At 73.1% G+C, this 23323-nt stretch carries 20 protein-coding genes, 5 tRNA genes and 1 riboswitch; of the genes, 17 read left to right on the top strand and 8 right to left on the bottom strand.

Annotation, left to right across the window (positions count from 1 at the left end; all coding sequences use genetic code 11):
• Nucleotides 1-52 precede the first annotated feature (52 nt).
• From ACWEV0_RS07590 to ACWEV0_RS07580, 3 genes are read left to right on the top strand one after another with little or no spacing between them, the layout of a single operon-like run.
• Nucleotides 53-448, top strand: coding sequence for a hypothetical protein (locus ACWEV0_RS07590; protein ID WP_453147364.1), 396 nt, complete (start codon nt 53-55; stop codon nt 446-448).
• 56 nt (nt 449-504) lie between these two features.
• Nucleotides 505-1293: a DsbA family protein gene (locus ACWEV0_RS07585; protein WP_453147363.1), complete on the top strand. Its 789-nt coding sequence runs from the start codon at nt 505-507 to the stop codon at nt 1291-1293.
• A complete protein-coding gene (locus ACWEV0_RS07580; RefSeq protein WP_453147361.1) occupies nt 1290-2138 on the top strand; it encodes a cytochrome c biogenesis CcdA family protein in 849 nt (282 codons plus the stop codon). Before ACWEV0_RS07585 ends, ACWEV0_RS07580 begins: the two co-directional genes overlap by 4 nt.
• Nucleotides 2139-2183: 45 nt before the next feature.
• On the opposite strand, the gene ACWEV0_RS07575 is transcribed toward ACWEV0_RS07580, so the two are convergent.
• The 3 genes from ACWEV0_RS07575 to ACWEV0_RS07565 all read right to left on the bottom strand — a co-directional run bounded on the left by ACWEV0_RS07575 (nt 2184) and on the right by ACWEV0_RS07565 (nt 2465).
• Nucleotides 2184-2257 (bottom strand) — tRNA-Phe (locus tag ACWEV0_RS07575).
• Nucleotides 2258-2279: 22 nt separating this feature from the next.
• Nucleotides 2280-2353: transfer RNA gene (locus ACWEV0_RS07570), tRNA-Asp, on the bottom strand.
• A 39-nt stretch (nt 2354-2392) separates the two neighbouring features.
• Nucleotides 2393-2465, bottom strand: a tRNA-Glu gene (locus ACWEV0_RS07565).
• A gap of 138 nt (nt 2466-2603) precedes the next feature.
• On the opposite strand from ACWEV0_RS07565, the gene ACWEV0_RS07560 reads away from it, so the two are divergent.
• The 5 genes from ACWEV0_RS07560 to ACWEV0_RS07540 all read left to right on the top strand — a co-directional run bounded on the left by ACWEV0_RS07560 (nt 2604) and on the right by ACWEV0_RS07540 (nt 8247).
• On the top strand, nt 2604-2960 hold the full coding sequence (locus tag ACWEV0_RS07560) for a metallopeptidase family protein (protein ID WP_453147360.1): 357 nt from the start codon (nt 2604-2606) through the stop codon (nt 2958-2960).
• A gap of 332 nt (nt 2961-3292) precedes the next feature.
• Entirely contained in the window at nt 3293-3814 is a 522-nt protein-coding gene (locus ACWEV0_RS07555; RefSeq protein WP_453147358.1) for a hypothetical protein, read from the top strand.
• A gap of 208 nt (nt 3815-4022) precedes the next feature.
• A complete protein-coding gene (locus tag ACWEV0_RS07550) occupies nt 4023-6308 on the top strand; it encodes a DEAD/DEAH box helicase (protein WP_453147356.1) in 2286 nt (761 codons plus the stop codon).
• A gap of 182 nt (nt 6309-6490) precedes the next feature.
• Nucleotides 6491-6566 (top strand) — tRNA-Lys (locus ACWEV0_RS07545).
• Between the two features lie 88 nt (nt 6567-6654).
• Complete coding sequence (locus ACWEV0_RS07540; protein WP_453147355.1) at nt 6655-8247, top strand: DUF2079 domain-containing protein; 1593 nt, start codon at nt 6655-6657, stop codon at nt 8245-8247.
• Between the two features lie 35 nt (nt 8248-8282).
• Here the strand turns inward: ACWEV0_RS07540 and sigJ are convergent, their stop codons facing one another.
• A complete protein-coding gene (gene sigJ / locus ACWEV0_RS07535) occupies nt 8283-9170 on the bottom strand; it encodes an RNA polymerase sigma factor SigJ (protein WP_453147353.1) in 888 nt (295 codons plus the stop codon).
• A 213-nt stretch (nt 9171-9383) separates the two neighbouring features.
• Between sigJ and ACWEV0_RS07530 the strand changes: the two genes are divergently transcribed.
• The 9 genes from ACWEV0_RS07530 (at nt 9384) to ACWEV0_RS07490 (ending at nt 17687) form a co-directional block, all read left to right on the top strand.
• Complete coding sequence (locus ACWEV0_RS07530; protein ID WP_453147352.1) at nt 9384-9878, top strand: rhodanese-like domain-containing protein; 495 nt, start codon at nt 9384-9386, stop codon at nt 9876-9878.
• Between the two features lie 64 nt (nt 9879-9942).
• A tRNA-Met gene (locus ACWEV0_RS07525) sits at nt 9943-10016 on the top strand.
• A 125-nt stretch (nt 10017-10141) separates the two neighbouring features.
• On the top strand, nt 10142-10891 hold the full coding sequence (locus ACWEV0_RS07520) for a MerR family transcriptional regulator (RefSeq protein WP_453147351.1): 750 nt from the start codon (nt 10142-10144) through the stop codon (nt 10889-10891).
• A 173-nt stretch (nt 10892-11064) separates the two neighbouring features.
• The gene (locus tag ACWEV0_RS07515; RefSeq protein ID WP_453147350.1) at nt 11065-11496 is read left to right on the top strand and encodes a hypothetical protein; all 432 of its coding nucleotides are present in this window, start codon (nt 11065-11067) and stop codon (nt 11494-11496) included.
• Nucleotides 11497-11629: 133 nt separating this feature from the next.
• The gene (locus ACWEV0_RS07510; protein ID WP_453147348.1) at nt 11630-12664 is read left to right on the top strand and encodes a PLP-dependent cysteine synthase family protein; all 1035 of its coding nucleotides are present in this window, start codon (nt 11630-11632) and stop codon (nt 12662-12664) included.
• Nucleotides 12661-13911: an MFS transporter gene (locus ACWEV0_RS07505; RefSeq protein WP_453147346.1), complete on the top strand. Its 1251-nt coding sequence runs from the start codon at nt 12661-12663 to the stop codon at nt 13909-13911. The genes ACWEV0_RS07510 and ACWEV0_RS07505 overlap by 4 nt, the downstream gene beginning before the upstream one ends.
• A 62-nt stretch (nt 13912-13973) precedes the next feature.
• Entirely contained in the window at nt 13974-15212 is a 1239-nt protein-coding gene (locus tag ACWEV0_RS07500; protein WP_453147344.1) for a PP2C family protein-serine/threonine phosphatase, read from the top strand.
• A gap of 211 nt (nt 15213-15423) precedes the next feature.
• Nucleotides 15424-15569: riboswitch (cyclic di-AMP (ydaO/yuaA leader) on the top strand.
• A 12-nt stretch (nt 15570-15581) separates the two neighbouring features.
• Nucleotides 15582-16655 carry a peptidoglycan DD-metalloendopeptidase family protein gene (locus ACWEV0_RS07495; RefSeq protein ID WP_453147342.1) on the top strand — a complete coding sequence of 358 codons (1074 nt, stop codon included), beginning with the start codon at nt 15582-15584 and terminating at the stop codon, nt 16653-16655.
• A gap of 84 nt (nt 16656-16739) precedes the next feature.
• The gene (locus tag ACWEV0_RS07490; protein WP_453147340.1) at nt 16740-17687 is read left to right on the top strand and encodes an aldo/keto reductase; all 948 of its coding nucleotides are present in this window, start codon (nt 16740-16742) and stop codon (nt 17685-17687) included.
• A gap of 10 nt (nt 17688-17697) precedes the next feature.
• Here ACWEV0_RS07490 and ACWEV0_RS07485 read toward each other — a convergent pair whose 3' ends face one another.
• From ACWEV0_RS07485 to ACWEV0_RS07470, 4 genes are all read right to left on the bottom strand, one after another.
• Complete coding sequence (locus ACWEV0_RS07485; RefSeq protein ID WP_453147480.1) at nt 17698-19014, bottom strand: PrsW family intramembrane metalloprotease; 1317 nt, start codon at nt 19012-19014, stop codon at nt 17698-17700.
• A 149-nt stretch (nt 19015-19163) separates the two neighbouring features.
• Nucleotides 19164-19883: a tRNA (guanosine(46)-N7)-methyltransferase TrmB gene (gene trmB, locus ACWEV0_RS07480; protein WP_453147478.1), complete on the bottom strand. Its 720-nt coding sequence runs from the start codon at nt 19881-19883 to the stop codon at nt 19164-19166.
• Nucleotides 19884-19996: 113 nt separating this feature from the next.
• Nucleotides 19997-21196: an L-2-hydroxyglutarate oxidase gene (gene lhgO / locus ACWEV0_RS07475; protein WP_453147338.1), complete on the bottom strand. Its 1200-nt coding sequence runs from the start codon at nt 21194-21196 to the stop codon at nt 19997-19999.
• Between the two features lie 119 nt (nt 21197-21315).
• Entirely contained in the window at nt 21316-22767 is a 1452-nt protein-coding gene (locus tag ACWEV0_RS07470) for an MFS transporter (protein ID WP_453147336.1), read from the bottom strand.
• Nucleotides 22768-23323 lie beyond the last annotated feature (556 nt).

The following is a 23323-nucleotide window of genomic DNA, read 5'->3' as shown; positions in this document are numbered from 1 at the left end:
TCTGCGTAGTATTCCGGACACACCGCCCAGCACCGTCCCGAAAGGTTCCGCCGTGTCCCGCACCCCGGCCCTGCGCGCCCCGGCGGCGTTCGCGGCCCCGGCTCTGCGCGCCCTGGCGGCGTTCGCCGCGCTGGCGGGTCTGGTGCTCGGGCTCGTGGTCTGCGGTGCGGCGGCGGCCTCCGAGCCGGTACGGGAGACGAGCGCCGCCACGGCGGGCCCCGCCTCGCCCGGCTGCGGCCAGAGCCACGGCGGCGACGAGGGGGCCCGGGCCCCCGCCGTACCGCCGCGCGCACACGGCTTCGGCGAGCTGCTGCCCGTACTCGTGACGGAGCGGACGCCGTGCGGGGGCTGGGGCGCGGACCAGGACGCGGTGGACGTACGGGCGGGGCGGGCGCCTCCGGAGCTCGTGGCGCCGTCACCGGTGGAGCTGTCGATCCTGAGGGTCTAGACGGGCGCTCCTGCACGCCGTCCGTCCCATTCCTCCCTTTTCAGGAGCGCTTCGCCATGCCCAAGTCCACGTCCAATACGTCCACGTCCAAGTCGACGTCCAAGTCGACGTCCAAGTCCAAGCCCGTCGTGATCATCAGCGGTGTCGTGCTCGCCGCCACGCTGCTCGGCCTCGCCTCGTACGCCGCCACCTCGCCGTCTTCGCCGTCGGCGTCCTCCGGCCCGGGCGCCGTCGCCGAGGTCTCCGCCGACCCGTCCGCCGGCGTCTACCCCGAGCTGGAGGCGTACGCCCGCCGGGACGCCGCCGACGGACTCGCCCTCGGCCGGGCCGACGCGCCCGTCGTCCTCATCGAGTACGCCGACTTCAAGTGCGGCTACTGCGGCAAGTTCGCCCGGGACACCGAGCCCGAGCTGGTGAAGAAGTACGTGGACACCGGCGTCCTGCGCATCGAGTGGCGGAACTTCCCCATCTTCGGCGAGGAGTCGGAGGCCGCCGCCCGCGCCTCCTGGGCGGCCGGGCGACAGGGCCGCTTCTGGGAGTTCCACAAGGCGGCCTACGCCCACGGTTCCAAGGAGAAGGGCTTCGGCAGGGAGCGGCTGACCGCCCTCGCGAAGGAGGCCGGCGTCACCGACCTGGCCGCCTTCACGAAGGACGCGGACAGCGCGGCGGCCCGGGAGGCGGTGAGCAAGGACCAGGAGCAGGGCTACTCGCTCGGCGCCACCTCGACCCCGTCCTTCCTCGTCAACGGCCGCCCGATCGCGGGCGCCCAGCCGACGGAGACCTTCACGGAGGCGATCGAGGCAGCCGCGAAGACGGCGAAGACCGCTCAGAAGGGCAAGCGGTGACCTCCGGCATCGGCTACTTCGCGGCCTTCCTGGGCGGCCTGCTCGCCCTCCTCAGCCCGTGCAGCGCCCTGCTGCTCCCGGCCTTCTTCGCCTACTCGATCGACACCCGCGCCAGGCTGGTGGCCCGCACCGGGATCTTCTACGCGGGCCTCGCCACCACCCTGGTCCCGCTCGGCGCCGCCGGTTCCTTCGCCGGCCGGCTCTTCTACGGCCACCGGGACCTCCTGGTGACGGCCGGCGGCTGGCTGATCGTGGTCCTCGGCGTGCTGCAGCTCCTCGGCCTCGGCTTCGCGTCCCGCCGGATCGCCGAGGCGAGCGGCCGGATCCGGCCCACCACCGCGCTGTCCGTCTACGCACTCGGCCTCGTCTACGGCCTCGCCGGCTTCTGCGCCGGCCCGATCCTGGGCAGCGTCCTGACGGTCGCCGCCCTCAGCGGCAGCCCGGTCTACGGCGGCCTGCTCCTCGCCGTGTACGCGCTCGGCATGGCGGTCCCGCTGTTCCTGCTCGCGCTGCTCTGGGAGCGTTACGACCTGGGCCGGCGCCGCTGGCTGCGCGGCCGCCCGATCCGTGTCGGCCGCGCGTCCGGGCGGTCCGTCGAGGTCCATTCCACCTCGCTGCTCTCGGGCCTCTTCTTCATCGCCCTGGGCACGCTCTTCCTCGTCTTCGACGGCACCACGGCCCTGCCCGGCCTGCTCTCCGTCGACGACTCCTTCGCGGTGGAGGAGCGCGTCGACGCCCTCGGCCGCGCCGTCCCGGACTGGGCGCTGCTCGGCGCCGTCGTCGCGGTGGTGGCGGTCGCGCTGGCGTGGCGCGGCCGGCGCGGCAGCAGGCGGGAGGAAGGGTAGGGAACGACGAAGGCCCCGTTCTCTCGAACGGGGCCTTCGGCTTTGTGGCTGGGGCCGGGGTCGAACCGGCGACCTATCGCTTTTCAGGCGATCGCTCGTACCAACTGAGCTACCCAGCCACGAGACCGTTTCCGGCCTCAGCGATCCTGACGGGACTTGAACCCGCGACCTCCACCTTGACAGGGTGGCGAGCTAACCAACTGCTCCACAGGACCATCTGTTGTGCGAGAACCAGTCTCGCACAGGGTTGTGCGTGCCCCCAACGGGATTCGAACCCGTGCTACCGCCTTGAAAGGGCGGCGTCCTGGGCCACTAGACGATGAGGGCTAACGGCCCCACCTGGGCGCTTCTCAGCGCGTCGGGGACGTGAGAAGCATATGGGATGCGGGGCGGTATCGCCAAAACGGTTTCCGGGGAGGGGTGAACGGGAGGGGCCCGGAGGGGGCCGGGAGGGAGAATGGGCCCGTGCTGGAGATGACGCGCGAGGAGTTCGAGGAGCTCGTCGCCGAAGCCCTGGACCGCATCCCGCCGGAGCTGACGCGGCTGATGGACAACGTCGCCGTGTTCGTCGAGGACGAGCCGGCGCCCGAGACCGGTGACCCGGAACTGCTCGGGCTCTACGAGGGGACGCCGCTGACCGAGCGCGGCGAGTGGTACGCCGGGGTGCTGCCGGACCGGATCACCGTCTACCGGGGGCCGACGCTTCGGATGTGCGAGTCGCGCGAGGACGTGGTCGCGGAGACCGAGGTCACCGTCGTCCACGAGATCGCCCACCACTTCGGCATCGACGACGAGCGGCTGCACGCACTCGGCTACGGGTGACGGGCGCGGGGGACGGCTGGGGGGTGACGGCGGCGAGGGACGGCCGGGGGTGAGGCCGTGGGGTGACGGCCGAGGGGGACGGTCGGGGCCGAGGGTCGCGGGGGCGACCGAGGGTGGCTGCCACGGTGACGGTGACGGTCGCGGTCACGGTCGAGCCGGGCCGGGGCGTGTCCCCCGGTGCGCCAAGGGAGTTGGGCAGGGTGACGCAATCCTTCCCTGCCTGAAACGCCCCGAGTGTCCTGGAGGTGCCCTCCGTGCGCCATTTGCCCACCCCTGTGAGATGGGCCGCCACCGCGTTGGCGGTCGCCGCCTGCGCGGGTCTGAGCGGCTGTATGAGTGTCGGCGAGGACGGCGCGAAGCCGGCGCCCAGCACCTCCGCGGGGAAGCGGGGCGAGGCCGCGGCCGGTTCGGGGGCGGACAGCGGCTACGCCGGGGCCCACGGCGGTGGCGGCTTCGACCGTACGGGCCGGAGCGGGCCGGGCCCGGACGGCGAGGGCAAGGACAAGCCCGTACCGAGCGGGTCGCCGTCCGCCTCGGTCGAGCCGGACGCCAGTGGCGGCCCGGCCGGTCCCGGCGGGGTGCCGAAGCCGCAGCCCTCGGCCGAGCCCGGCGGCGCCGCGGGCGGCACCGGCGGTGCGCCGGGCGGGCAGACCACGCCGCCGCCGGTGGACCCGGAGCCGTCGCCGACGCAGGAGTCGCCGACCCCGACGCAGGATCCGACGCCGGAGCCGACGGTGACCGACACGCCGACGACATCGCCGGGCGCCGACACTCACATGGGTGCCATGCGGGCGGCCGACGGGCCCGGAGGGGCGCGGGAGCCGGAGGCGTCGCCGCAGGCCGGGCCGATGTGACGCAGCTCTCGCCGCTCGGTTTGCCTTGGGTGGGGGAGAGTGCGTATGGTGGTAGATCGTTTGATCCCATTTGCCCGGCGCCACGACCGAAGAGCGCCGTGACTGGCGCGTACTCTCCCTTGCCGTGGCTGACCGCATCGAGGCGGTCTTGTGCGAAACACGGAGTTGACGGGCGCGTGCCGAGACTCCGGAAGGTTTCGCATTTCGCATGTCCATTTTCAGTTCTGATCACGCCGTCCTGCCCGAGAACGACGAGACCGACGTGGTCGTCGAGACCGCCGAGGCCGTAGCGGCCATCGAGGCCGACGAAGCCGTCGAGACCGACGCCGTCGAGACCGACGAGTTCGAGGCCGACCTCGACGCCGACGACGCCGAGGTGGAGGACGAGACCCCGTCCATCACCTTCGGTGACCTGGGCCTCCCCGAGGGCGTCGTGCGCAAGCTCGCCCAGAACGGTGTGACCACCCCCTTCCCGATCCAGGCCGCGACCATCCCGGACGCCCTGGCCGGCAAGGACATCCTCGGCCGCGGCCGTACCGGCTCCGGCAAGACCCTCTCCTTCGGCCTCCCGCTTCTCGCCACCCTGGCCGGCGGCGAGACCGAGAAGAAGAAGCCGCGCGGTGTCATCCTCACCCCGACCCGCGAGCTCGCGATGCAGGTCGCGGACGCCCTCCAGCCGTACGGCGACGTGCTCGGCCTCCGTATGAAGGTGGTCTGCGGCGGTACGTCCATGGGCAACCAGATCTACGCCCTGGAGCGCGGCGTCGACATCCTCGTCGCCACCCCGGGCCGACTGCGCGACATCATCAACCGCGGCGCCTGCTCCCTGGAGCAGGTCCAGGTCGCCGTCCTCGACGAGGCCGACCAGATGGCCGACCTGGGCTTCCTGCCCGAGGTCACCGAGCTGCTCGACCAGGTCCCGGTCGGCGGCCAGCGGCTGCTCTTCTCCGCCACGCTGGAGAACGAGATCGACAGCCTGGTCAAGCGCTACCTGGTGAACCCGGTCACCCACGAGGTCGACCCGTCCGCCGGCGCCGTCACCACCATGACCCACCACGTCCTGGTCGTGAAGCCGAAGGACAAGGCGCCGGTCACCGCCGCCATCGCCGCCCGCAAGGGCCGCACCATCATCTTCGTCCGCACCCAGCTGGGCGCCGACCGTGTCGCCGAGCAGCTGCGCGAGTCCGGCGTGAAGGCCGACGCGCTGCACGGCGGCATGACCCAGGGCGCGCGCACCCGCACCCTGGCCGACTTCAAGGACGGTTACGTCAACGTCCTCGTCGCCACCGACGTCGCCGCGCGCGGTATCCACGTGGACGGCATCGACCTGGTCCTGAACGTGGACCCGGCCGGCGACCACAAGGACTACCTGCACCGCTCGGGCCGCACCGCGCGTGCCGGCCGCTCCGGTGTCGTGGTCTCCCTGGCCCTGCCGCACCAGCGCCGTCAGATCTTCCGCCTGATGGAGGACGCGGGCGTGGACGCCTCGCGCCACATCGTCGGCGGTGCCGGTGCCTTCGACCCCGAGGTCGCCGAGATCACCGGCGCCCGGTCGCTCACCGAGGTCCAGGCCGACTCCGCGAACAACTCGGCCAAGCAGGCCGAGCGCGAGGTCGCCGACCTCACCCGCCAGCTGGAGCGCCTGCAGCGCCGCGCCGTCGAGCTCCGCGAGGAGGCCGACCGCCTCGTCGCCCGCGCCGCCCGCGAGCGCGGCGAGGACCCGGACGCTGCCGTCGCCGAGGCCGCCCAGGCCGCCGAGGCCGAGCTGGCCGCCGCCGCTGCCGCCGCGGAGGCCCAGGCCCGCCGCGACGCCGAGCGCCGCGAGGCCCGCCGCGAGCGCGACGACCGCGGTGACAACGACCGTGGTGGCTTCCGCCGCGACGACCGTCGTGACAACGACCGCGGTGGCTTCCGCCGTGACAACGACCGTCCGTCGTTCAACCGCGACCGCCGTGACAACGACCGCCCGTCGTTCAACCGCGACCGTGACAACGACCGTGGCGGCTTCCGTCGCGACAACGACCGTCCGTCGTTCAACCGCGACCGCCGTGACAACGACCGCCCGTCGTTCAACCGCGACCGTGACAACGACCGTGGCGGCTTCCGCCGTGACGACCGTCGTGACAACGACCGTGGCGGCTTCCGTCGTGACAACGACCGTCCGTCGTTCAACCGCGACCGTGACAACGACCGTCCGTCGTTCAACCGCGACCGTGACAACGACCGTGGCGGCTTCCGCCGTGACGACCGTCGTGACAACGACCGTGGCGGCTTCCGTCGCGACGACCGCCCCTCCGGCGGCCACCGCGGCAGCGACCGCCCCTTCAACCGCGACCGCCGCGACGACCGCCCGTTCAACCGCGACCGCCGCGACGACCGCCCGGGCTTCCGCCGCGACAACGACCGCCCGTCGTTCAACCGCGACGACCACCGCCGCGACGACCGTGGCGGCTTCCGCCGCGACGACAAGCCGCGCTGGAAGCGCAACGGCTGACGCGCCGTGAGGCCGTAGACCGGTAGGTCTTCCACAGGGCCCCTGCCCGCACGACAGTGCAGGCAGGGGCCCTGTGGCATGCGGTAGCCGGACGGATTCACCGCACGACCGGGTTGCCACGGCCAATACCCGATCGGTTCCGAGGAGGTCTCGGGCTATGCTGCTCGGGTGTGCTTGTCCACGGGCCGTTAGCTCAATTGGCAGAGCAGTGGACTTTTAATCCATTGGTTGTGGGTTCGAGTCCCACACGGCCTACCAGGAAGCGCCCCGTCCGGTTTCGACCGGGCGGGGCGTTTTTCGTGGAGCTGGTGGCAGGCCGGGGGGCCGGGCGCATAGCGTCCTGGTCATGACGACGCGAGTCCGTGCCGTGCAGGATCAGGTCACCGTCGTTCCGCGGCAGCGGAGGAGAGGCGGGAGGGCAAGCACCGCACGGGGGCGGGGTGTCGCGTCGGCGGTGCTGTGCTTCGTCGTGTGCAGTGGGCTCGGGCTGCAGTCGTGGGCGGCGCTGCGGGTGACCGGATTCGATCTGGGGATTTTCGACCAGGCGGTGCGGGCGTACGCGCAGTTCGCGCCGCCGCGGTCGGCGATAAAGAGCGTCCACCATGAATTCCCCCCGGATTTCACGCTCCTGGGCGACCACTTCACGCCACTCCTGGCGCTGCTCGCGCCCCTCTACTGGCTGTGGGACGACCCGCGCACGCTGATCCTCGCGCAGGCCGCGCTGTTCGCCGCCGGTGTGCCGGTGATGCGCCGGATCGCCCGCCACTGCTTCCCCGGCCGCTCGGCCGTGGCCGACGTCGCCGGGCTCGTGTACGCGGTCGGGTGGCCGCTGCTCGACTCCGCGTACACCGGCTTCCACGAGGTCGCCTTCGCGGTCCCGGTCACCCTCCTGATGCTGGAGCGCGGCATGGCCCGCCGCTACGGCACGGCGGCGCTGTGGGCGGCCCTGCTGTGCCTGGTGAAGGAGGACATGGGGCTGGTGGCCGGGGCGTTCGGGCTGCTGCTCCTCGTCCGCGCCCGCCGCGAGCCGTCGGCGCGGGACCGGCGGGCCGGGCGGGCCGCGGGGCTCGGGCTGCTGCTCGGCGGGCCGCTGGTCGTCGCGCTCGTCGTCGGCTGGTTCCTGCCCGCGATGGGCAGCCCGCCCGGCTACTACTGGAGTTACGGAAGGCTCGGCGCCGACGGCGGCGCGGCCCTGGTCCGCGTGCTCACCGAGCCGTGGGTGGTGCCCTGGGTCGCCGTCACGCCGCCGGTCAAACTCGTCCTGCTGCTGTGGGTGCTCGGCACCCTCGCGTTCCTGCCGCTCGGTTCGGCGACCACCCTGCTCGCGCTGCCCCTGCTCGCCGAACGGCTGCTCTCCGACAACGGCAACCACTGGACGGTCGTCAACCACTACGACGCCTTCCTGTGGCCGATCCTGCTCACGGCCGCCCTGGAGACCCTCTCCCGCCTCCGCGGGCCGTACCGCAAGCGACTGGGCGTCGCCGCGCTCGCGCTCAGCACCGGCGCCGCCGTCTTCCTCGGCCTCGGACTGCTCGTCAACCCGGGCTCCTGGCAGCCCCGCCCCGACAAGCGCGCCCTCGCCGACGCCGCCGAACTCATTCCGGACCACGCCACCGTGGAGGCCGACAACGCCGTGGCCCCGCGCCTGACCCGCCGTACCTCCGTCGTCCTCGCCGACGCGACCCCGCGCGGCGCGGACTGGGTGCTGCTCGGCGTGCACGGCCGGACCTTCCCCTTCCACTCGGTGGAGGAGCAGCAGGCGCGGGTCCGGATGCTCCTCGACCACGGGTACGTGGAGGTGTGGCACCGGGACGGGGTGGTGCTGCTGCGCCGTGCCGAGACCCGGCCGATCCCCGGCATGCGGGTGCCGGGCCCGGGCAGCACGCCGGTCCGCGAGCGGGTGCCGGCCGACGTCGGACACAACCCCTTCGGGCGGTGAGGGACCGGCGCGGGACCAGCGACGTAGGTGCTCACTCAGTGGACGCCCAGCGCCGCCAGCCGCTCCCCGTCCGCCACGATGTCGATCTCGGTGATCCTGCCCCCGACGACCGTGAACGCCATGAGGCCCAGCGGCGCGCCGTTCACGAGCGACACCACACCCGCCGAGCCGTTGACCCTGACCCGCCGCCCGTCGTGGCGGAACTTCGCGAAGGTGAGCGCCTGCGCCGCGACCGCCTCGGCGCCCCGCACCAGCTTGGACGCGGCCGCCGTGAGCACCCCGCCGTCCACGCGCAGCAGCACGTCCGGGTCGAGGACCGCGAGCAGCCCCTCGAAGTCGCCGCCCTGGGACGCCGCCAGGAACGCGTCGACGACCTCCCGCTGGCGCGCCGGGTCCGGCTCCGGGGCCGGACCGGCGCCCTGGACCCGGCGCCGGGCCCGGCTGGCGAGCTGGCGGGTGGCGGCCGGGGTCCGGTCGACGACGGTCGCGATCTCGTCGAAGGAGACGGCGAACATGTCGTGCAGCACGAACGCCAGCCGCTCCGCCGGCGCCAGCGTCTCCAGGACGACGAGCAGCGCGAGCCCGACCTCGTCCGCGAGCAGCGCCTCCTGCTCGGGGTCGGCGGCGCCCTCCTCCCGTACGACCGGATCGGGGACGTACGTGTCGAGCGGGTCCTCGCGGCGGGAGGCGCGGGACCGCAGCAGGTCCAGGCAGACCCGGCCGACGACCGTGGTGAGCCAGCCGCTCAGGTTCCGCACGTCGCCGACGTCGGACCGGCTCAGCTTGAGCCACGTCTCCTGGACGGCGTCCTCCGCCTCGCTCAGCGAGCCGAGCATCCGGTAGGCCACCGCCCGCAGGTGCCCGCGGTCGGCCTCGAAGCGTTCGGCGAGCGCGTCCTTGTCGACGGGGCCCATCGGTCCCATCGGTCCCATCCGTCCCATCGGTTCCATCGGTACGTCTTCCCCTTCGCGTCCGGTCGCACTGACATGACGGACGGGGGCCCGGGAATGTGACGCGTTCCGGTGCGTGAGATTCGCGGCGATCGAGGACGGACGCGCGGGAATCCCCGGCAGAACCCCGCGACCGCCGTGGATCACCCCTTCAGTGCGGTGATCATCATCTCTAGATTGATCACCATGACGACGACAACGAACCAGGTCAACGCCGTTCTCCGCACCCCGCCGGCCTCCCCGGCCGCCGCTGCCGCCTACTTCTCGGCCAGCCTCGCCTTCCACGCCGACGTCTCCGACGTCGCCACCGCGCTCGCAGCCGCCGCCGAGGGCGACGGCGACGCCGGCTTCGTCGTGCTCGACTCCCGCAGCACCGCCTCCTGGGACCAGGGTCACGTCCCCGGCGCCGTGCACCTGCCGACCGCGCTCATCCCCGAGCAGGCCGAGCAGCTCCTCGACAAGAGCGTCCCGGTCGTCACCTACTGCTGGGGCCCCGGCTGCAACGGCGCCACGCGCGCCGCGCTCGCCCTCGCCGAGCTGGGCTTCCAGGTGAAGGAGATGCTGGGCGGCTTCGAGTACTGGGTGCGCGAGGGCTTCGCCTACGAGACCTGGGAGGGGCCTGCGCAGAAGGCCGCCGACCCGCTGACGGCCCCGGTCGACGCGGACGACTGCGGCTGCTGAGCGGGCCCGCACGGAAATGGATTTCCGAGCATGGGCATCCATGCCGTAAGGTGGTGTTCACCGACGCGGGGTGGAGCAGCTCGGTAGCTCGCTGGGCTCATAACCCAGAGGTCGCAGGTTCAAATCCTGTCCCCGCTACTCAGTAGCACGAAGGCCCGGATCCGATGAGGATCCGGGCCTTCGTCGTCTCTCCGCGCAGCCTCTCCGCGCACCCCCGCGTCTCGCTTGACCTTTACGTAACGTCAAGATCTAGCGTTCCCGTCATGGAGTGGTCGATCCAGGAGATCGCCAGAAAGGCCGGCACCACCAGCCGCACCCTTCGCCACTACGGCGAGCTGGGGCTGCTGGAGCCGAGCCGGATCGGCGCGAACGGTTACCGGTACTACGACCAGGCGGCACTCGTACGGCTGCAGCGGATCCTGCTGCTGCGCGAGCTCGGGCTCTCCCTGCCCGCCATCGCCGAGGTCCTCGAAGGCCAGCGGGACACCTCGGCCGCCCTGCGCACGCATCTGGCCCTCCTGGAACAGGAGCGCGAGCGCATCGGGCGGCAGATCGAGGCCGTGCGCACCACTCTTCACAAGACGGAGACGGGAGAGGAACTGATGGCGGAGGAGATGTTCGACGGCTTCGACCACACGCGGTACGAGGCCGAGGTCACCGAGCGCTGGGGCCGCGAGGCGTACCAGAAGGGCGACCGCTGGTGGCGCTCGCTCGGCGAGGCCGAGAAGAAGGCGTTCCAGGACGAGCAGGCCGGTATCGCCCGCGACTTCGGCGCCGCGGCCGGGCGGGGTCTCGCGCCCGACTGCGACGAGGTGCAGGCGATCGCGCGGCGGCAGTACGACTGGCTGTCGGCCGCGCCGACCGGGCCCGCGCCGGCGAAGGAGTACGTGATCGAGCTCGGCCGGATGTACGTGGACGACCCGCGCTTCACGAAGAACTACGACAAGCACGGGGAGGGCACGGCGGTGCTCGTACGCGACGCGATGGCCGTGTTCGCGGAGCGGAACCTGTAGGGCCGAGCCCCTGGATCCAAGATCCAAGCTCCAAGCTCCAAGACCCTGGACCCGGGATCCAAGATCCAAGATCCAAGATCCAAGATCCGGGACCCGGGATCCGGTAAACGGTGGCCAAAACCGCGTCCGCCCTTTTGCATGGTCCCCTTGCGCCCCGTAACGTCACGCGCACCATGAGTGACCGCAGTGTGACCCGATGGCGCAGGACAGGACGGCGGGCGCCCGCCGTCCTGCTCCTGTTCGCGCTGTTCGCGCTCATCGCGGGGGTCTGCCACGGCGCCCACGGCCACACACCGCCCCTCGCCACCGGAGCGGCCGGAACCACGGGAATCAGCGGAACCACGGGAATCACCGGAACCAGCCTCACCGCGCCGCTTCCCTCGCACGGCTGCGAGCGGTCGGGCGAGGGCTGGTCGTTCGACGCGCATCTGCCCGCGCAGGCCACGGGGACGCAGTTCTCCGCGCCCCGCGCCGGCGGCGCCGTCCTCGTCCCGCACGACGAGGTCTTCCCCGAGCACCCGCACGCGCGCTGTGTCCGCAGCAGGGCGGGACCCGGCCCCGATCCGGGCGGTCTGCTCGTCGCCCTCGGAGTGGACCGGAACTGAGCCGGGTGCCGTACGCCGTCGCGTACACGCACACGACCTCCGGCTCCTTCCGCATGCCCGCGCGCCGCCCAGGCCGCGCACCCCGCGCAGGCCGCGCACGCGGGCGCACTCACTCCAAGGGACGCGACCCCCCATGACACACCCCGCCAACCTCCTCACCGTCGCCGGGCAGACCGTCGGCAACACCCCCGTGCTGTGGATGGACGACGGCTACTGGGCCAAGCTCGAAGGCTTCAACTTCGGCGGCATCAAGGACCGCGCCGCGCTCTACATGGTCGAGCAGGCCCGACGCCGCGGTGAGCTGCGGCCCGGCGCCCCGATCGTCGAGTCGACGTCCGGCACGCTCGGGCTCGGTCTCGCGCTCGCCGGGATCCTGCACGGGCACCCGGTGCACGTCGTCACCGACCCCGGTCTGGAGCCGATCGTCGAGCGGATGCTCATCGCGCACGGCGCCCGGGTCCACGTCGTGCCCGAGCCGTCCCCGGCCGGCGGCTGGCAGCAGGCCCGGATGGACCGGGTCGCCGAGCTGCTGCTCGCCCTCCCCGGGGCGTGGTGGCCGAACCAGTACGGGAACCCCGACAACCAGCAGGCGTACGGCGGGCTCGCCGCCGAGCTGTCCGAGCAGCTGGACCGGATCGACGTGCTGGTCTGCGCGGTCGGCACCGGTGGCCACTCGGCCGGCATCTCCCGCGCGCTGCGCGCCACCAGCAGCCCCGCGCTCGAACTCGTCGGCGTCGACTCGGTCAACTCCACCGTCTTCGGCCTGCCGGCCGGCCCGCGCCTGATGCGCGGCCTCGGCTCCTCCATCCACCCGGCCAACGTCGACCACGCCGCCTTCGACGAGGTCCACTGGGTGGCGCCGGCGGATTCGGTGCGGGCCGCGCGCCGGCTCGCCGCCCGGCAGTTCGCGACCGGCGGCTGGAGCGTGGGCGCGGTCGCGCTGGTCGCGGGCTGGCTGGCCCGGACCCGGCCGCGCGGCACCCGGATCGCGGCCGTCTTCCCCGACGGGCCGCAGCGCTACTTCGACACCGTCTTCAACGACGAGTACTGCGCGGCGCACGGGCTGCTCGACGGTCCCGTACGGGAGGAGCCGGAGGCGTACGCGGAGGGGGAGCCGGTCACCGGCTGGACCCGCCGGGTGCTGACGCGCGAGGAGCCGGTCCGTTGAGCACGACCACCCTGGGGCGCCGGGCCGGGATCTGGAAGCAGAGCCGCGGCTTCGAACCGGCCGTGCGGCTGCTCTTCCTCAACCAGCTCACCATCAACCTCGGCTTCTACATGCTGATGCCGTACCTGGCGGCGCATCTGGCCGACGGCCTCGGCATGGCGGCCTGGGCGGTCGGGCTCGTGCTCGGCGCGCGGAACCTGTCGCAGCAGGGCATGTTCCTGGTCGGCGGCGCGCTCGCCGACCGGCTCGGCTTCAAACCGCTGATCGTCGCCGGGTGCGCGCTGCGGACGGTCGGCTTCGGCGCGCTCGCGTTCGCGCAGTCGCTGCCGTGGCTGATCGCCGCCTCGCTCGCGACGGGGCTGGCGGGCGCGCTGTTCAACCCGGCGGTGCGGGCCTTTCTGGCGGCGGAGGCGGGCGAGGAGCGGCGCGTGCAGGCGTTCGCGCTGTTCAACGCGTACTACCAGGCGGGCATCCTGCTCGGGCCGCTCGTCGGGGTGGCGCTGACCGGGGTGTCGTTCCGGCTGACGTGCGTGGTGGCGGCGGTGCTGTTCGCCGGCCTCACCCTCGTACAGCTCCGCCATCTGCCCGTACGGCACAAGGCGGCGGAGCCGGCCCTGGAGGGGCAGGCGCGGGGCCAGTTCCGGTCGGTGCTCGGCAACCGCACCTTCTGGCTGTTCTCGCTGGCCATGACCGGCTCGTACGTGCTGTCGTTCCAGGTCTATCTGGCGCTGCCGCTCGCGGCGGACGGCACGGCGGCGACCACGGCCCTGTTCGTGGTGTCGGCGCTGGTCGCGCTGGCCGGGCAGCTGCGGATCACCGCCTGGTGCAAGGCGCGGCTGTCGCGCGAGCGGTGCCTGGTGCTCGGGCTCGCGCTGATGGGCGCGGCGTTCCTGGTGCCGGCGGCGCTCGGCCGCTCGGTGTGGGCGCTGCTGGCGTGCGCGGCGGTCCTGGCGGTGGCGAACGCGGTGCTCTACCCGTACGAGATGGACACGGTCGTGGCCCTGTCCCGGGGGCGCTGGGTCGCCACCCACTACGGGCTCTACAACACCGTCTGCGGGATCGGCATCACGCTCGGGAACCTGGGCACGGGCGCCCTGCTCGATGTGACGGGCTGGTCGGCGGCGCCCTGGCTGGTGCTGTGCGCGGTCGGGCTCGGGTGCGCGGCGGCCATGGCGGCGCTCGCGCGGAGCGGGCGGCTCGCCGTAAGCCAACCGGCCGAGGAGGAGTCGCCGAGCCGCGGGGGGTGACCGCACCCTGGGGAGGGCGCGGATACCGTCCGCCGCCCGCAACCGGGACCAGGGAGCACAGGGTGGCGCGAGCGGCGGCGCGGCGCGGGCGGGGCGACACCCCCAGGGGTGACCCCGGCGCGTACCGGGGCAGCCGGCGGTTCCTCCGTGCGCTGCCGCCGCTGCTGATCGTGGGCGGGGTGCTCTACGACCTGGCGACCCCGTCCACCTTCACGGCGGCGCCGCTGTACTCGGCGGCGCCGCTGATCGCCGCGCCCTTCTTCTCGACCCTGACGACGCTGCTCACCGGCGTCGCCGCCGTGCTCGCGAGCATCGGCCTGCACCTCTACAACCGGACCGCCGACACCATCCCCTCGTTCACGGAGACGCTGACCGTCGTGACGGTCGCGGCGCTCGGCCTGCTGATCAACCGGGTGGTGCGGCGCAGCGGCGAACGGCTCGCCTCGGCGCGGGAGATCGCGGAGACCGCGCAGAAGGCGGTGCTTCCGGCGCCCGCCGAGCGGATCGGCGGCCTGCGGGTCGCGGCCCGGTACGAGGCGGCGCGGGCGGACGCGTTCATCGGCGGCGATCTCTTCGCGGTGCAGGACACCCCGCACGGGGTGCGGCTCGTGGTCGGTGACGTGCGCGGCAAGGGGCTCGACGCGGTGGAGGCGGTCGCGGTCGTCATCGGCGCCTTCCGGGAGGCGGCCGAGCAGGAGGCGAGCCTGGAGGGGGTCGCGTCGCGGCTCGAACGGGCGCTGGCCCGGGAGGGCGTTCGGCGAGAGGGCCTCGACGCCTTCGAGGGGTTCACGACGGCGGTCCTCGCCGAGATCCCGCGTGCGTCGCGGGGCGGGGAGCGGCTCGTACGGGTGGTGAACCGCGGCCATCCCGAGCCGCTGCTGCTGTACGAGGACGGGGGCGTGACGCCGCTGCGGCCGGGCGAGGCGGCGCTGCCGCTGGGGATGGGGGACCTCGGGGTGTGGCCGGACCGGGCCGACGAGTCGCCTTTTCCGCCGGGCGCGACGCTGCTGTTCTACACGGACGGCCTGTCGGAGGCGCGGGACGCGGCCGGGGTCTTCTACGACCCGGGGGCGCGGCTGGCGGGGCGGATCTTCCCGGGGCCGGAGGAGCTGCTCGACGCGCTCGTGGCGGACGTGCGCCGGCACACGGGCGGGGGCTCGACGGACGACATGGCGCTGCTCGCGGTGAGCCGGCCGGCGGTGGGGCAGCCGGAGCGGCGGCGGACGATGCCGGTGGTGCCGCCGGTGGGCCCGCCGGCCGTCCCGCCCGGGCTGCCGACGACGGACGCGGAGGGTTCATGACGGGGTGTAGTCGACAGGTCTCCCTCCGATAACAATTGACGTAACGTCAGATAGTTGCTGTGATTCCGGCCGCTTCTGAAGGGGGCTCAACTCGGGCGATTCCCTCCCAATTCAGCGAATGATCAAGGGGGACGGCTTGGAATCGGGTGCCCGTGTCTATTAACGTTCGATAACGCAGCGCGGTCGTCCCAGCCGTCGCAAGAGGCGGCACCGTGCGCACGCGCCGAATCCCGCAAGGGAACCGGGGAACCACCACTTGGGGTGAATCGGGCCCCGCCGCACCCGTGCGGCACGTCCGTAGGAGACCTTCCTGCTCCGAACCCGTCAGCTAACCCGGTAGGCGAGAAGGAAGGAAAGGAGAGCGCCTCCGTGGCCTCCAACACCCCCGCTCCGCATACCCCCTTCGCCTCCTACGACGCCCCTGGCGCGGGCGGCACGGACGGGGCGGCCGAGGAGTGGAACCCCACCGAGGACTCCCTGCGGGCCCAGAGCCGTTCCGGCGGGCGCCACCGCGTGGTCAAGCAGCGCTCCAACTTCGCCCGCTCCTCCACCGTCCTCGGCGTCGGCGTCATCGCCGCCGTCGGCGCCGGCGGTCTCGCCACCGCCCAGCAGAAGCCGCCGGTCGCGATCTCCCTGCCGGACCTGCCGGACGTCGACCTGCCCGACGCGAGCGAACTCCCCGGCGTCGGCGAGCTGATCGGCCACGACGCCCACACCGACTCCGCCGGAAACGGCAACACCCAGCCGCTCACCGCCCTCACCTACACCACCGCCGAGGACGAGGGCGCCGGCGCCACGACGCAGACGTCGGCCGACGCCGGCGAGGCCCTGCGCGCCCGCATCCTCCAGCAGGCCGAGCAGCAGCAGGCCGCCGCCGACGCCGCCGAGAAGGCGACGGCGGAGAAGGCCGCCGCCGAGAAGGCGGCCGCCGAGGCCGCGGCCAAGGCCGACGCGGCGGAGCAGGCGGCCGCCGAGGCGAAGAAGAAGGCGGAGGAGGAGGCCGCGGCGAAGGCCGAGGCCGAGCGCCTGGCCAAGCTCGCCGCCAGCTACTCCCTGCCCACCTCCTCGTACACGATCACCTCCACCTACGGCGAGGCCGGCTCGATGTGGTCCTCCGGCTACCACACCGGCCTGGACTTCGCCGCCCCCACCGGCACCCCGGTCAAGGCCGTCCACAGCGGCACCGTGAAGTCGGCCGGCTGGTCCGGCTCCTACGGCTACCGGATCGTCCTGGAGCTCGAGGACGGCACCGAGGTCTGGTACTGCCACCTCTCCTCCATGACGGTCGCCGTCGGCCAGTCCGTCTCCACCGCCGACACCATCGGCCGCGTCGGCGCCACCGGCAATGTCACGGGCCCCCACCTCCACCTGGAGATCCACACCGCCTCCGGCGACCGCATGGACCCGGGCGCCTGGCTGCGCTCCAAGGGCCTCGACTACTGAGCCGGGCCCTTCAGGACCGGCCGACCGGCAGCCGACCGGCAGCCGACCGGAATAGGCCCGGCGGTGCGGAGGGTTGATCACCCCATGACCTCTCTTCGCCAGCTGGGCTCTTCCGATCTGCACGTCTTCCCGCTCGCCCTTGGCGGCAACGTCTTCGGCTGGAGCGCCGACGAGGCGCAGTCCTTCGCCGTCCTCGACGCCTACGCGGCCGCCGGCGGCAACTTCGTCGACACCGCCGACGTCTACTCGGAGTGGGTCGAGGGCCACGAGGGCGGCGAGTCCGAGACGGTCATCGGCCGCTGGCTCGCCTCCCGCGGCAACCGCTCCGACGTCCTCGTCGCCACCAAGGTCGGTGCCCACTCCCGCTACAAGGGCTTGAGCGCGCCCACCATCAAGGCCGGCGCCGAGGAGTCGCTGCGCCGCCTCGGCACCGATTACATCGACCTCTACTACACGCACTTCGACGACGAGTCCGTGCCCGTGGAGGAGATCGTCACCGCCCTCGACCAGCTGGTGAAGGACGGCAAGGTGCGGGCCGTCGCCGCCTCCAACATCTCCCCGGAGCGGCTGCGCGCCTCCCTCGACTTCGCCGAGGCCGAGGGTCTCGCCCGCTATGTCGCCCTCCAGCCGCACTACAACCTGGTCTCCCGCGACACCTACGAGGGCCCGCTCCTGGAGACCGCCGAGCAGGCCGGGCTCGCGGCCGTCCCGTACTTCGGTCTCGCCGCCGGCTTCCTCACCGGCAAGTACCGCCCCGGCGTCGCCGTCTCCAGCGTCCGGGCCGCCGGCGCTGCCAAGCACCTGGACACCGAGCGCGGCCGGAAGGTGCTCGCGGCCCTGGACGCCGTCGCCGAGGCGCATGACGCCGAGGTCGCCTCGGTCGCCCTCGCCTGGCTGGCCGCTCGTCCTACCGTCGTCGCCCCGATCGCCTCGGCCCGCACGGTCGAGCAGCTCCCGGCGCTCCTCGCCGCCACCGAGCTGAAGCTGACGGACGCCGAGCTGGCCGTCCTCACCGAGGCCTCGGCCCGGTAGGAACCTGGACCTAGCTGCGGTACGGGTTGTAGCCGCCGTAGTCCAGGTACTGCGGCGGCGCCCATACCCGGCCGGTCGCCCGGGCCGCGTACGACAGCGCGGGCGAGGCGACCGCCCGGCGCTGCCACAGGTGGTGCAGCAGCTCCTGCTCGCGGGCCGCGAAGTCCGGCACGGCCTGGCCGCGCCGGGCCCGGTACCGCAGGAACGCCAGGGTCGTCGCGAACGCCTCGTACTCGCCGACGGCCTGCCCGGCCTGCTTGCCCTGGCTGCGGGTGGCGAAGCCGCGGGCCATCGAGCGGGCCCGCATGGAGGAGAGCGCGAGCGGTTCGTCGGGGGCGAGCCAGCCGGCCGAGGCATAGGCCGGCAGCTCGCCGGATATCGTGCGCAGCTCCTTCTGCCGGCTCCATATCGCCAGCCAGGTCAGCAGGGCGAAGACCGGGACCATGAACATCCCGTAGACCAGCACGAACGCCAGCGGGTGGAAGGTCGCCGAGCCGTTCCACAGCGCGTGCATGCCCATGGCCAGGAGCAGTCCGGCCAGCGGCAGCAGCACCAGGCGGGTGCGGCGGGCCCGGGCGGTGGCCGGGACCAGGGCGGCGAAGCCGAGGCCGAGCCCGGTGAGCGAGGTGAACAGCGGGTGCGCGAACGGGGACATGATCACCCGGACGAAGAACGTGCCTATGGTGACCGAGCCGACGCCGGCGGAGCCGAACTGCTGGTCCTCGCCGAACGCGTTGCCGAGATAGAGGATGTTCTCGGTGAAGGCGAAGCCGGTGGCGGTGAACCCGGCGTAGACGAGGCCGTCGACGGGGCCAGTGAAGTCCCTGCGGCGGAAGAGGAAGAGCAGCAGCACGGCGGCGCCCTTCGCGGTCTCCTCCACGACGGGGGCGACGGCGGTCGCGCCGAGCTTGTCGGCCGAGCCGGGGTCGGCGGTGGCGCTGCTGATCCACTCCACGGCGAAGGAGTTGGCGAAGATCGCCACCAGGGTGGAGGCGAACGCGCCCCACGCGAGCGCGAACAGCAGGTTCTTCCAGGGCGCCGGTTCGACCCGGTCGAGCCAGCGGAACGCGGACATGAGCAGCGGCACCGGCAGCACGGCGAGGCCGAGGCCGACGAGGAAGCCGGTGGTGCCGGTCTCCTCCCGCACCAGCGCGAGGATCACCAGGGCGCACAGCGCGAGCGCGGTGATCAGCGCGATGGCCCGGACCAGCCGGCTGCGCCAGAACGCCTTGCGCGGCTTGTAGCGCCACTTGGCGCGCTCCGGCACGGCGGCGAAGTCCGGCTGCCCGCCACTCTCCAGTTCGGGCACGGGAGCGGGGGCCGGCACGACCGCGGTGGCGGGGCCGGTGGCGGGGCCGGTGGCGGGTCCGATGATCGGGTTCGATGACACGGAACGACACTAACCAGCGCCACCGACAGTGGGCGAGAGAGTTCTCGAAGCCTGTGGAAAACCAGACTTGAGTGGGCCTGGACCCGTCAGATCCTGTGAAAAAGCAGGTCGTGGACGACGTGGCCCTTGTCCAGGCCCTGCCCTTCGAAGCGGGTCAGCGGCCGGAAGCCGGGCCGGGGCGCGTAACCGCCGTCGGCCTGGGTGTTCGCGAAGTCGGGGTGCGCACTGAGCACCTCCAGCATCTGCTCCGCGTACGGCTCCCAGTCCGTGGCGCAGTGCAGCAGCCCGCCCTTCTTCAGCCGGGGGGCGAGCAGGGTGAGGAAGTCGGGCTGGATCAGCCGGCGCTTGTGGTGGCGCTTCTTCGGCCACGGGTCCGGGAAGTAGACCCGGCAGCCGGTGAGGGACTCCAGCGGCAGCATCTCGCGCAGCAGGATGATCGCGTCGCCGTTGGCGACCCGCACGTTGGTGAGCCCGCCGCGGTCGGCGAGCCCGAGCAGATTGCCCTGGCCGGGGGTGTGCACGTCCACGGCGAGGATGCCGGTGCCGGGGTCGGCGGCGGCCATCTGCGCGGTGGCCTCGCCCATGCCGAAGCCGATCTCCAGGACGACCGGAAGCCCGCCGAACATCTCGTCCAGGTCGAGCTTGCGCGAGCCGTCGATGTCGAGCCCCCAGTCCGGCCAGCGCTTCAGCATGGCCTCGGCCTGTCCGGCCGTGACCCGGCTGCGGCGCGGCTGGAAGCTGCGGATCCGCCGCTCGAAGTGCGAGCCCGCCGGATCGGGCGCGGGCCCCTCACCCGGCGCGAACATCCGGCTGCCCCGGCGCGCGACGGGCTGCTCGACGGAGATGGTGGGGGAGTTCTCAGGCTGCTCAGACACAATGCCCCGATTCTACGGGGCGGTGCGCCGAACGCGTCGGGCCGCTACAGCTGGGCCAGGGCCCGGCTCGCCACCTCGCGGCCGATCGGCAGCGAGGCCGTCGCCGCCGGCGAGGGCGCGTTGAGGATGTGCACCGTCCGCTCGGCCTCGCGGATCAGGAAGTCGTCCACCAGCGTCCCGTCCTTCAGCACCGCCTGCGCCCGCACGCCCGGCTTCGCCCGCCGCAGGTCGCGCTCCTCGACGAGCGGCAGCATCCGCCGTACCGCCTCGGTGAAGGCGCGCTTGGACAGCGAGCGGTGCAGCTCGCCCGCCCCGTACCGCCAGTGCTGCCGCGCTATCGCCCAGCTGCCGGGCCAGGCGAGGGTGCCCGCCAGGTCGCGCGGGCGGACGACCGACCAGCCGTATCCCTCGCGGGCGAGCGCCGGGACCGCGTTCGGCCCGACGTGCACGCCGCCGTCGATGCCCCGGGTGAGGTGGACGCCGAGGAACGGGAAGGCCGGGTCCGGCACCGGATAGACCAGGCCGCGGACCAGGGACGGGTCGGCCAGCTCGTAGTACTCCCCCCGGAAGGGGACGATCCGCATCTCCGGGTCGTCGCCCGCGAGCCGGGCCACCCGGTCGCAGTGCAGCCCCGCGCAGTTCACCAGGACCCGCCCGCGCACCACGCGCCCGGCCGCCGTGCGCACCGCCACGCCCCAGGGGCGCCGGTCGATCGCGGTGACCGCCGAGCCGTACAGGATGGTCGCCCCGGACGCCTCGGCGAGCTTGGCCGCCACCTGCCCGTAGTCGACGATCCCGGTCGTGCCCACGTGGATCGCGGCCACGCCGCGCACCCGCGGCTCGTACTCGCTGATCTGCGCCGGGCCCAGCTCGCGCACCGGGATCCCGTTCTCCCTGCCGCGCTGCACGAGGGCGTGCAGCCGGGGCAGCTCCTCGCGCCCGGTGGCGACGATCAGCTTTCCCGTGACCTCGTGGGCGATGCCGTACTCCGCGCAGAACTTGACCATCTCGGCCGCGCCCTCGACCGCGAAGCGGGCCTTGAGGGAGCCCGGCTTGTAGTAGATCCCGCTGTGGATCACTCCGCTGTTCCGCCCGGTCTGGTGGCGCGCCGGGGCGTGCTCCTTCTCCAGGACCGTGACGCGGGTGCCCGGCGCGGCACGCGTGATCGCGTACGCCGTCGACAGGCCGACGATTCCGCCGCCGATCACGAGCACGTCACAGTCAAAGCGGTCCGACACGGACACCAGCGCCACCTCCCACCCCTGATAGTGCACTGGCCCACTGACAACCGGGCTAAACCGCTCACCGTGTGGGACGCGCGTCACGCCCCGTCATGGCGCGCGTCATGCCCGTCACCGCCCCGTCACGCCGGGGCCACGAGGAGCGGCCGGGCCCGTTCCCGCAGCTCCATGACGCGCGGCTCGTCGCCGTACGGTTCGAGCCGGTGCAGCAGGTCCCGTACGTACTCGGTGGTCCGGGCCGAGGAGATCCGCCCGGCCACCTCGACCGCACGGGTGCCGGCGGCGCACGCCGCGTCCAGGTTGCCCGACTCCAGCTCGGCGACCGCCGACACCACGAGCCGCAGCCCGTGCGAGCGCACGTACTCCTCGGTCGGCCGGGACAGTGCCTGCTCGGTGAAGCGGCGCACCTGCCGGGGCAGCTTCAGGTCGCGGTAGCACTCGGCGGCGTCGGCGCAGAAGCGGTCGTACGAGTAGAAGCCCAGCCAGCTCGGGTCGGCGTCGCCGGCCCGGGACCGCTCCAGCCAGCCCTCGGCGGCCTTGAGCGAGGCGGCGGCGGCCGCCTGGTCGCCGGCCTTGGCGTGCGCCCGGGCCTCGACGAGCCGGAAGAAGGACATGGTGCGGGCGGTGGCCAGGCCCCGGTTGCGCTCCAGGGCGGCCTGCGCGAGGTCGACGCCCTCGTCGGCGAAGCCCCGGTAGGTCGCCTGGAGCGACATGGAGGCGAGGACGTAGCCGCCCAGCGGCACGTCGGCGGCGGCGCGGGCGAGCCGCAGCGCCTGGATGTAGTAGCGCTGGGCGGCCTCCTGCTGGCCGGTGTCGAAGGCCATCCAGCCGGCCAGCCGGGTCAGCTCGGCGGTCGCGCCGAACAGGGCGCGGCCGACCTCGTCCGAGTAGGAGCCGAGCAGCAGCGGCGCGGCGTCGACCCGTAAGCACTCGGGGACCATCGAGGAGCGCCAGTCGCCGCCGCCGTACTTGGAGTCCCAGCGGCGGGCGTCCTCGGCGGCCTCGCGCAGCTTGGCGACGTCGCTGTGCCCCACGCGCGCGTGGTCGGCGATCTCCCCGCCTGCGATGCCCGCCGTCCCCGGCGCCGCGGGGCGCGGGGCGAGCCGCTCCACCGACGGGTCGGCGGGGGTGATCAGCCAGCGCGAGGCGGGCGTCGCGTAGGCGCTGACCGCGAAGGAGCCGGCGAGCGACTGCCAGATGCCGCCGCCGCCCCGCCGACCGGCGAGATCCAGCCGGTACAGCTCGGTGGCCGAGCGGACCGCCTCGCCGACGTCACGCGGGAAGGCGAGCCCCACCTCGGGCGCCGGGTCGGCGTCGGCGAGCCCGATCTCGTGCAGCGGCACGGGCCGGCCGAGCTTCTGGCCGATGGCGGCGGCGATCAGATGCGGGGCGGCGCCCTGCGGCACCATGCCCTTGGACACCCAGCGGGCCACCGACGTCTTGTCGTAGCGAAGTGTCAGTCCCCGCTGTGCGCCGAGGTCGTTGACGCGCCGGGCGAGCCCGGCATTGCTGATTCCCGCGAGGGCGAGAACCGTGCCGAGCTTTTCGTTCGGCCCGCGTTGCTCCCTGGACATGACGCCACCCCTCGACACGACACCCGGAACCCGGACGGCCGCCGCGACGCCGGGCACAACGCCGGGCATAGGCGTGCGGCATTCGTGAGCACAGCGTAGTTCGCCGGATCCCGACCGTTAAGGGGCGGTGTTCCGTATGGCGAGATTGTTGTGGGATGGGATGACCGGGGGGCGGGCCGGCGCCGCTCGTGCACCCGCCGTGTGGCCGTGCGCCCGCCCGTGCGCTCTCGCCGGGGCGGTGGGGGAGCGCTTCCATGAGTGCTGCGTGGGTCGGCCCACTTGGCCGAGGACCGATGTCCGGGTCCGGTGGGCTGGGGGACACCGTCGCCCCATTCCCCGCGGGCGGCGGGCGGCTCCGGGAGGCGACCGCCTCCCGGACTGCCGGAGAACCACGGGCAAACCCGCTGCCCCGCCGCGGGGTTGAGAATGGCCGAAAGGCGACCCCGTAGGGGCCGGCTCCAACTGGCCCATGCCAGGGGCGCATTCGCGTGTGGCGCGATGCCCCCGGTGACACCCCCCGTGCGCCGTTGTCATGGCAGCATGTCCTCCACTCGAC

It is taken from the genome of Streptomyces sp. NPDC003943 (assembly GCF_053605265.1).
This window is presented reverse-complemented; position numbering and strand designations above follow the sequence as displayed.

Excerpts from the sequence above, each read along its gene's own strand:
- ACWEV0_RS07585 (WP_453147363.1), top strand. The coding sequence starts at position 505 with ATGCCCAAGTCCACGTCCAATACGTCCACGTCCAAGTCGACGTCCAAG.
- ACWEV0_RS07555 (WP_453147358.1), top strand. The coding sequence starts at position 3,293 with ATGAGTGTCGGCGAGGACGGCGCGAAGCCGGCGCCCAGCACCTCCGCG.
- ACWEV0_RS07550 (WP_453147356.1), top strand. The coding sequence starts at position 4,023 with ATGTCCATTTTCAGTTCTGATCACGCCGTCCTGCCCGAGAACGACGAG.
- ACWEV0_RS07540 (WP_453147355.1), top strand. The coding sequence starts at position 6,655 with ATGACGACGCGAGTCCGTGCCGTGCAGGATCAGGTCACCGTCGTTCCG.
- sigJ (WP_453147353.1), bottom strand. The coding sequence starts at position 9,170 with ATGGGACCGATGGGCCCCGTCGACAAGGACGCGCTCGCCGAACGCTTC.
- ACWEV0_RS07530 (WP_453147352.1), top strand. The coding sequence starts at position 9,384 with ATGACGACGACAACGAACCAGGTCAACGCCGTTCTCCGCACCCCGCCG.
- ACWEV0_RS07520 (WP_453147351.1), top strand. The coding sequence starts at position 10,142 with ATGGAGTGGTCGATCCAGGAGATCGCCAGAAAGGCCGGCACCACCAGC.
- ACWEV0_RS07515 (WP_453147350.1), top strand. The coding sequence starts at position 11,065 with ATGAGTGACCGCAGTGTGACCCGATGGCGCAGGACAGGACGGCGGGCG.
- ACWEV0_RS07510 (WP_453147348.1), top strand. The coding sequence starts at position 11,630 with ATGACACACCCCGCCAACCTCCTCACCGTCGCCGGGCAGACCGTCGGC.
- ACWEV0_RS07490 (WP_453147340.1), top strand. The coding sequence starts at position 16,740 with ATGACCTCTCTTCGCCAGCTGGGCTCTTCCGATCTGCACGTCTTCCCG.
- trmB (WP_453147478.1), bottom strand. The coding sequence starts at position 19,883 with ATGTTCGCGCCGGGTGAGGGGCCCGCGCCCGATCCGGCGGGCTCGCAC.
- ACWEV0_RS07470 (WP_453147336.1), bottom strand. The coding sequence starts at position 22,767 with ATGTCCAGGGAGCAACGCGGGCCGAACGAAAAGCTCGGCACGGTTCTC.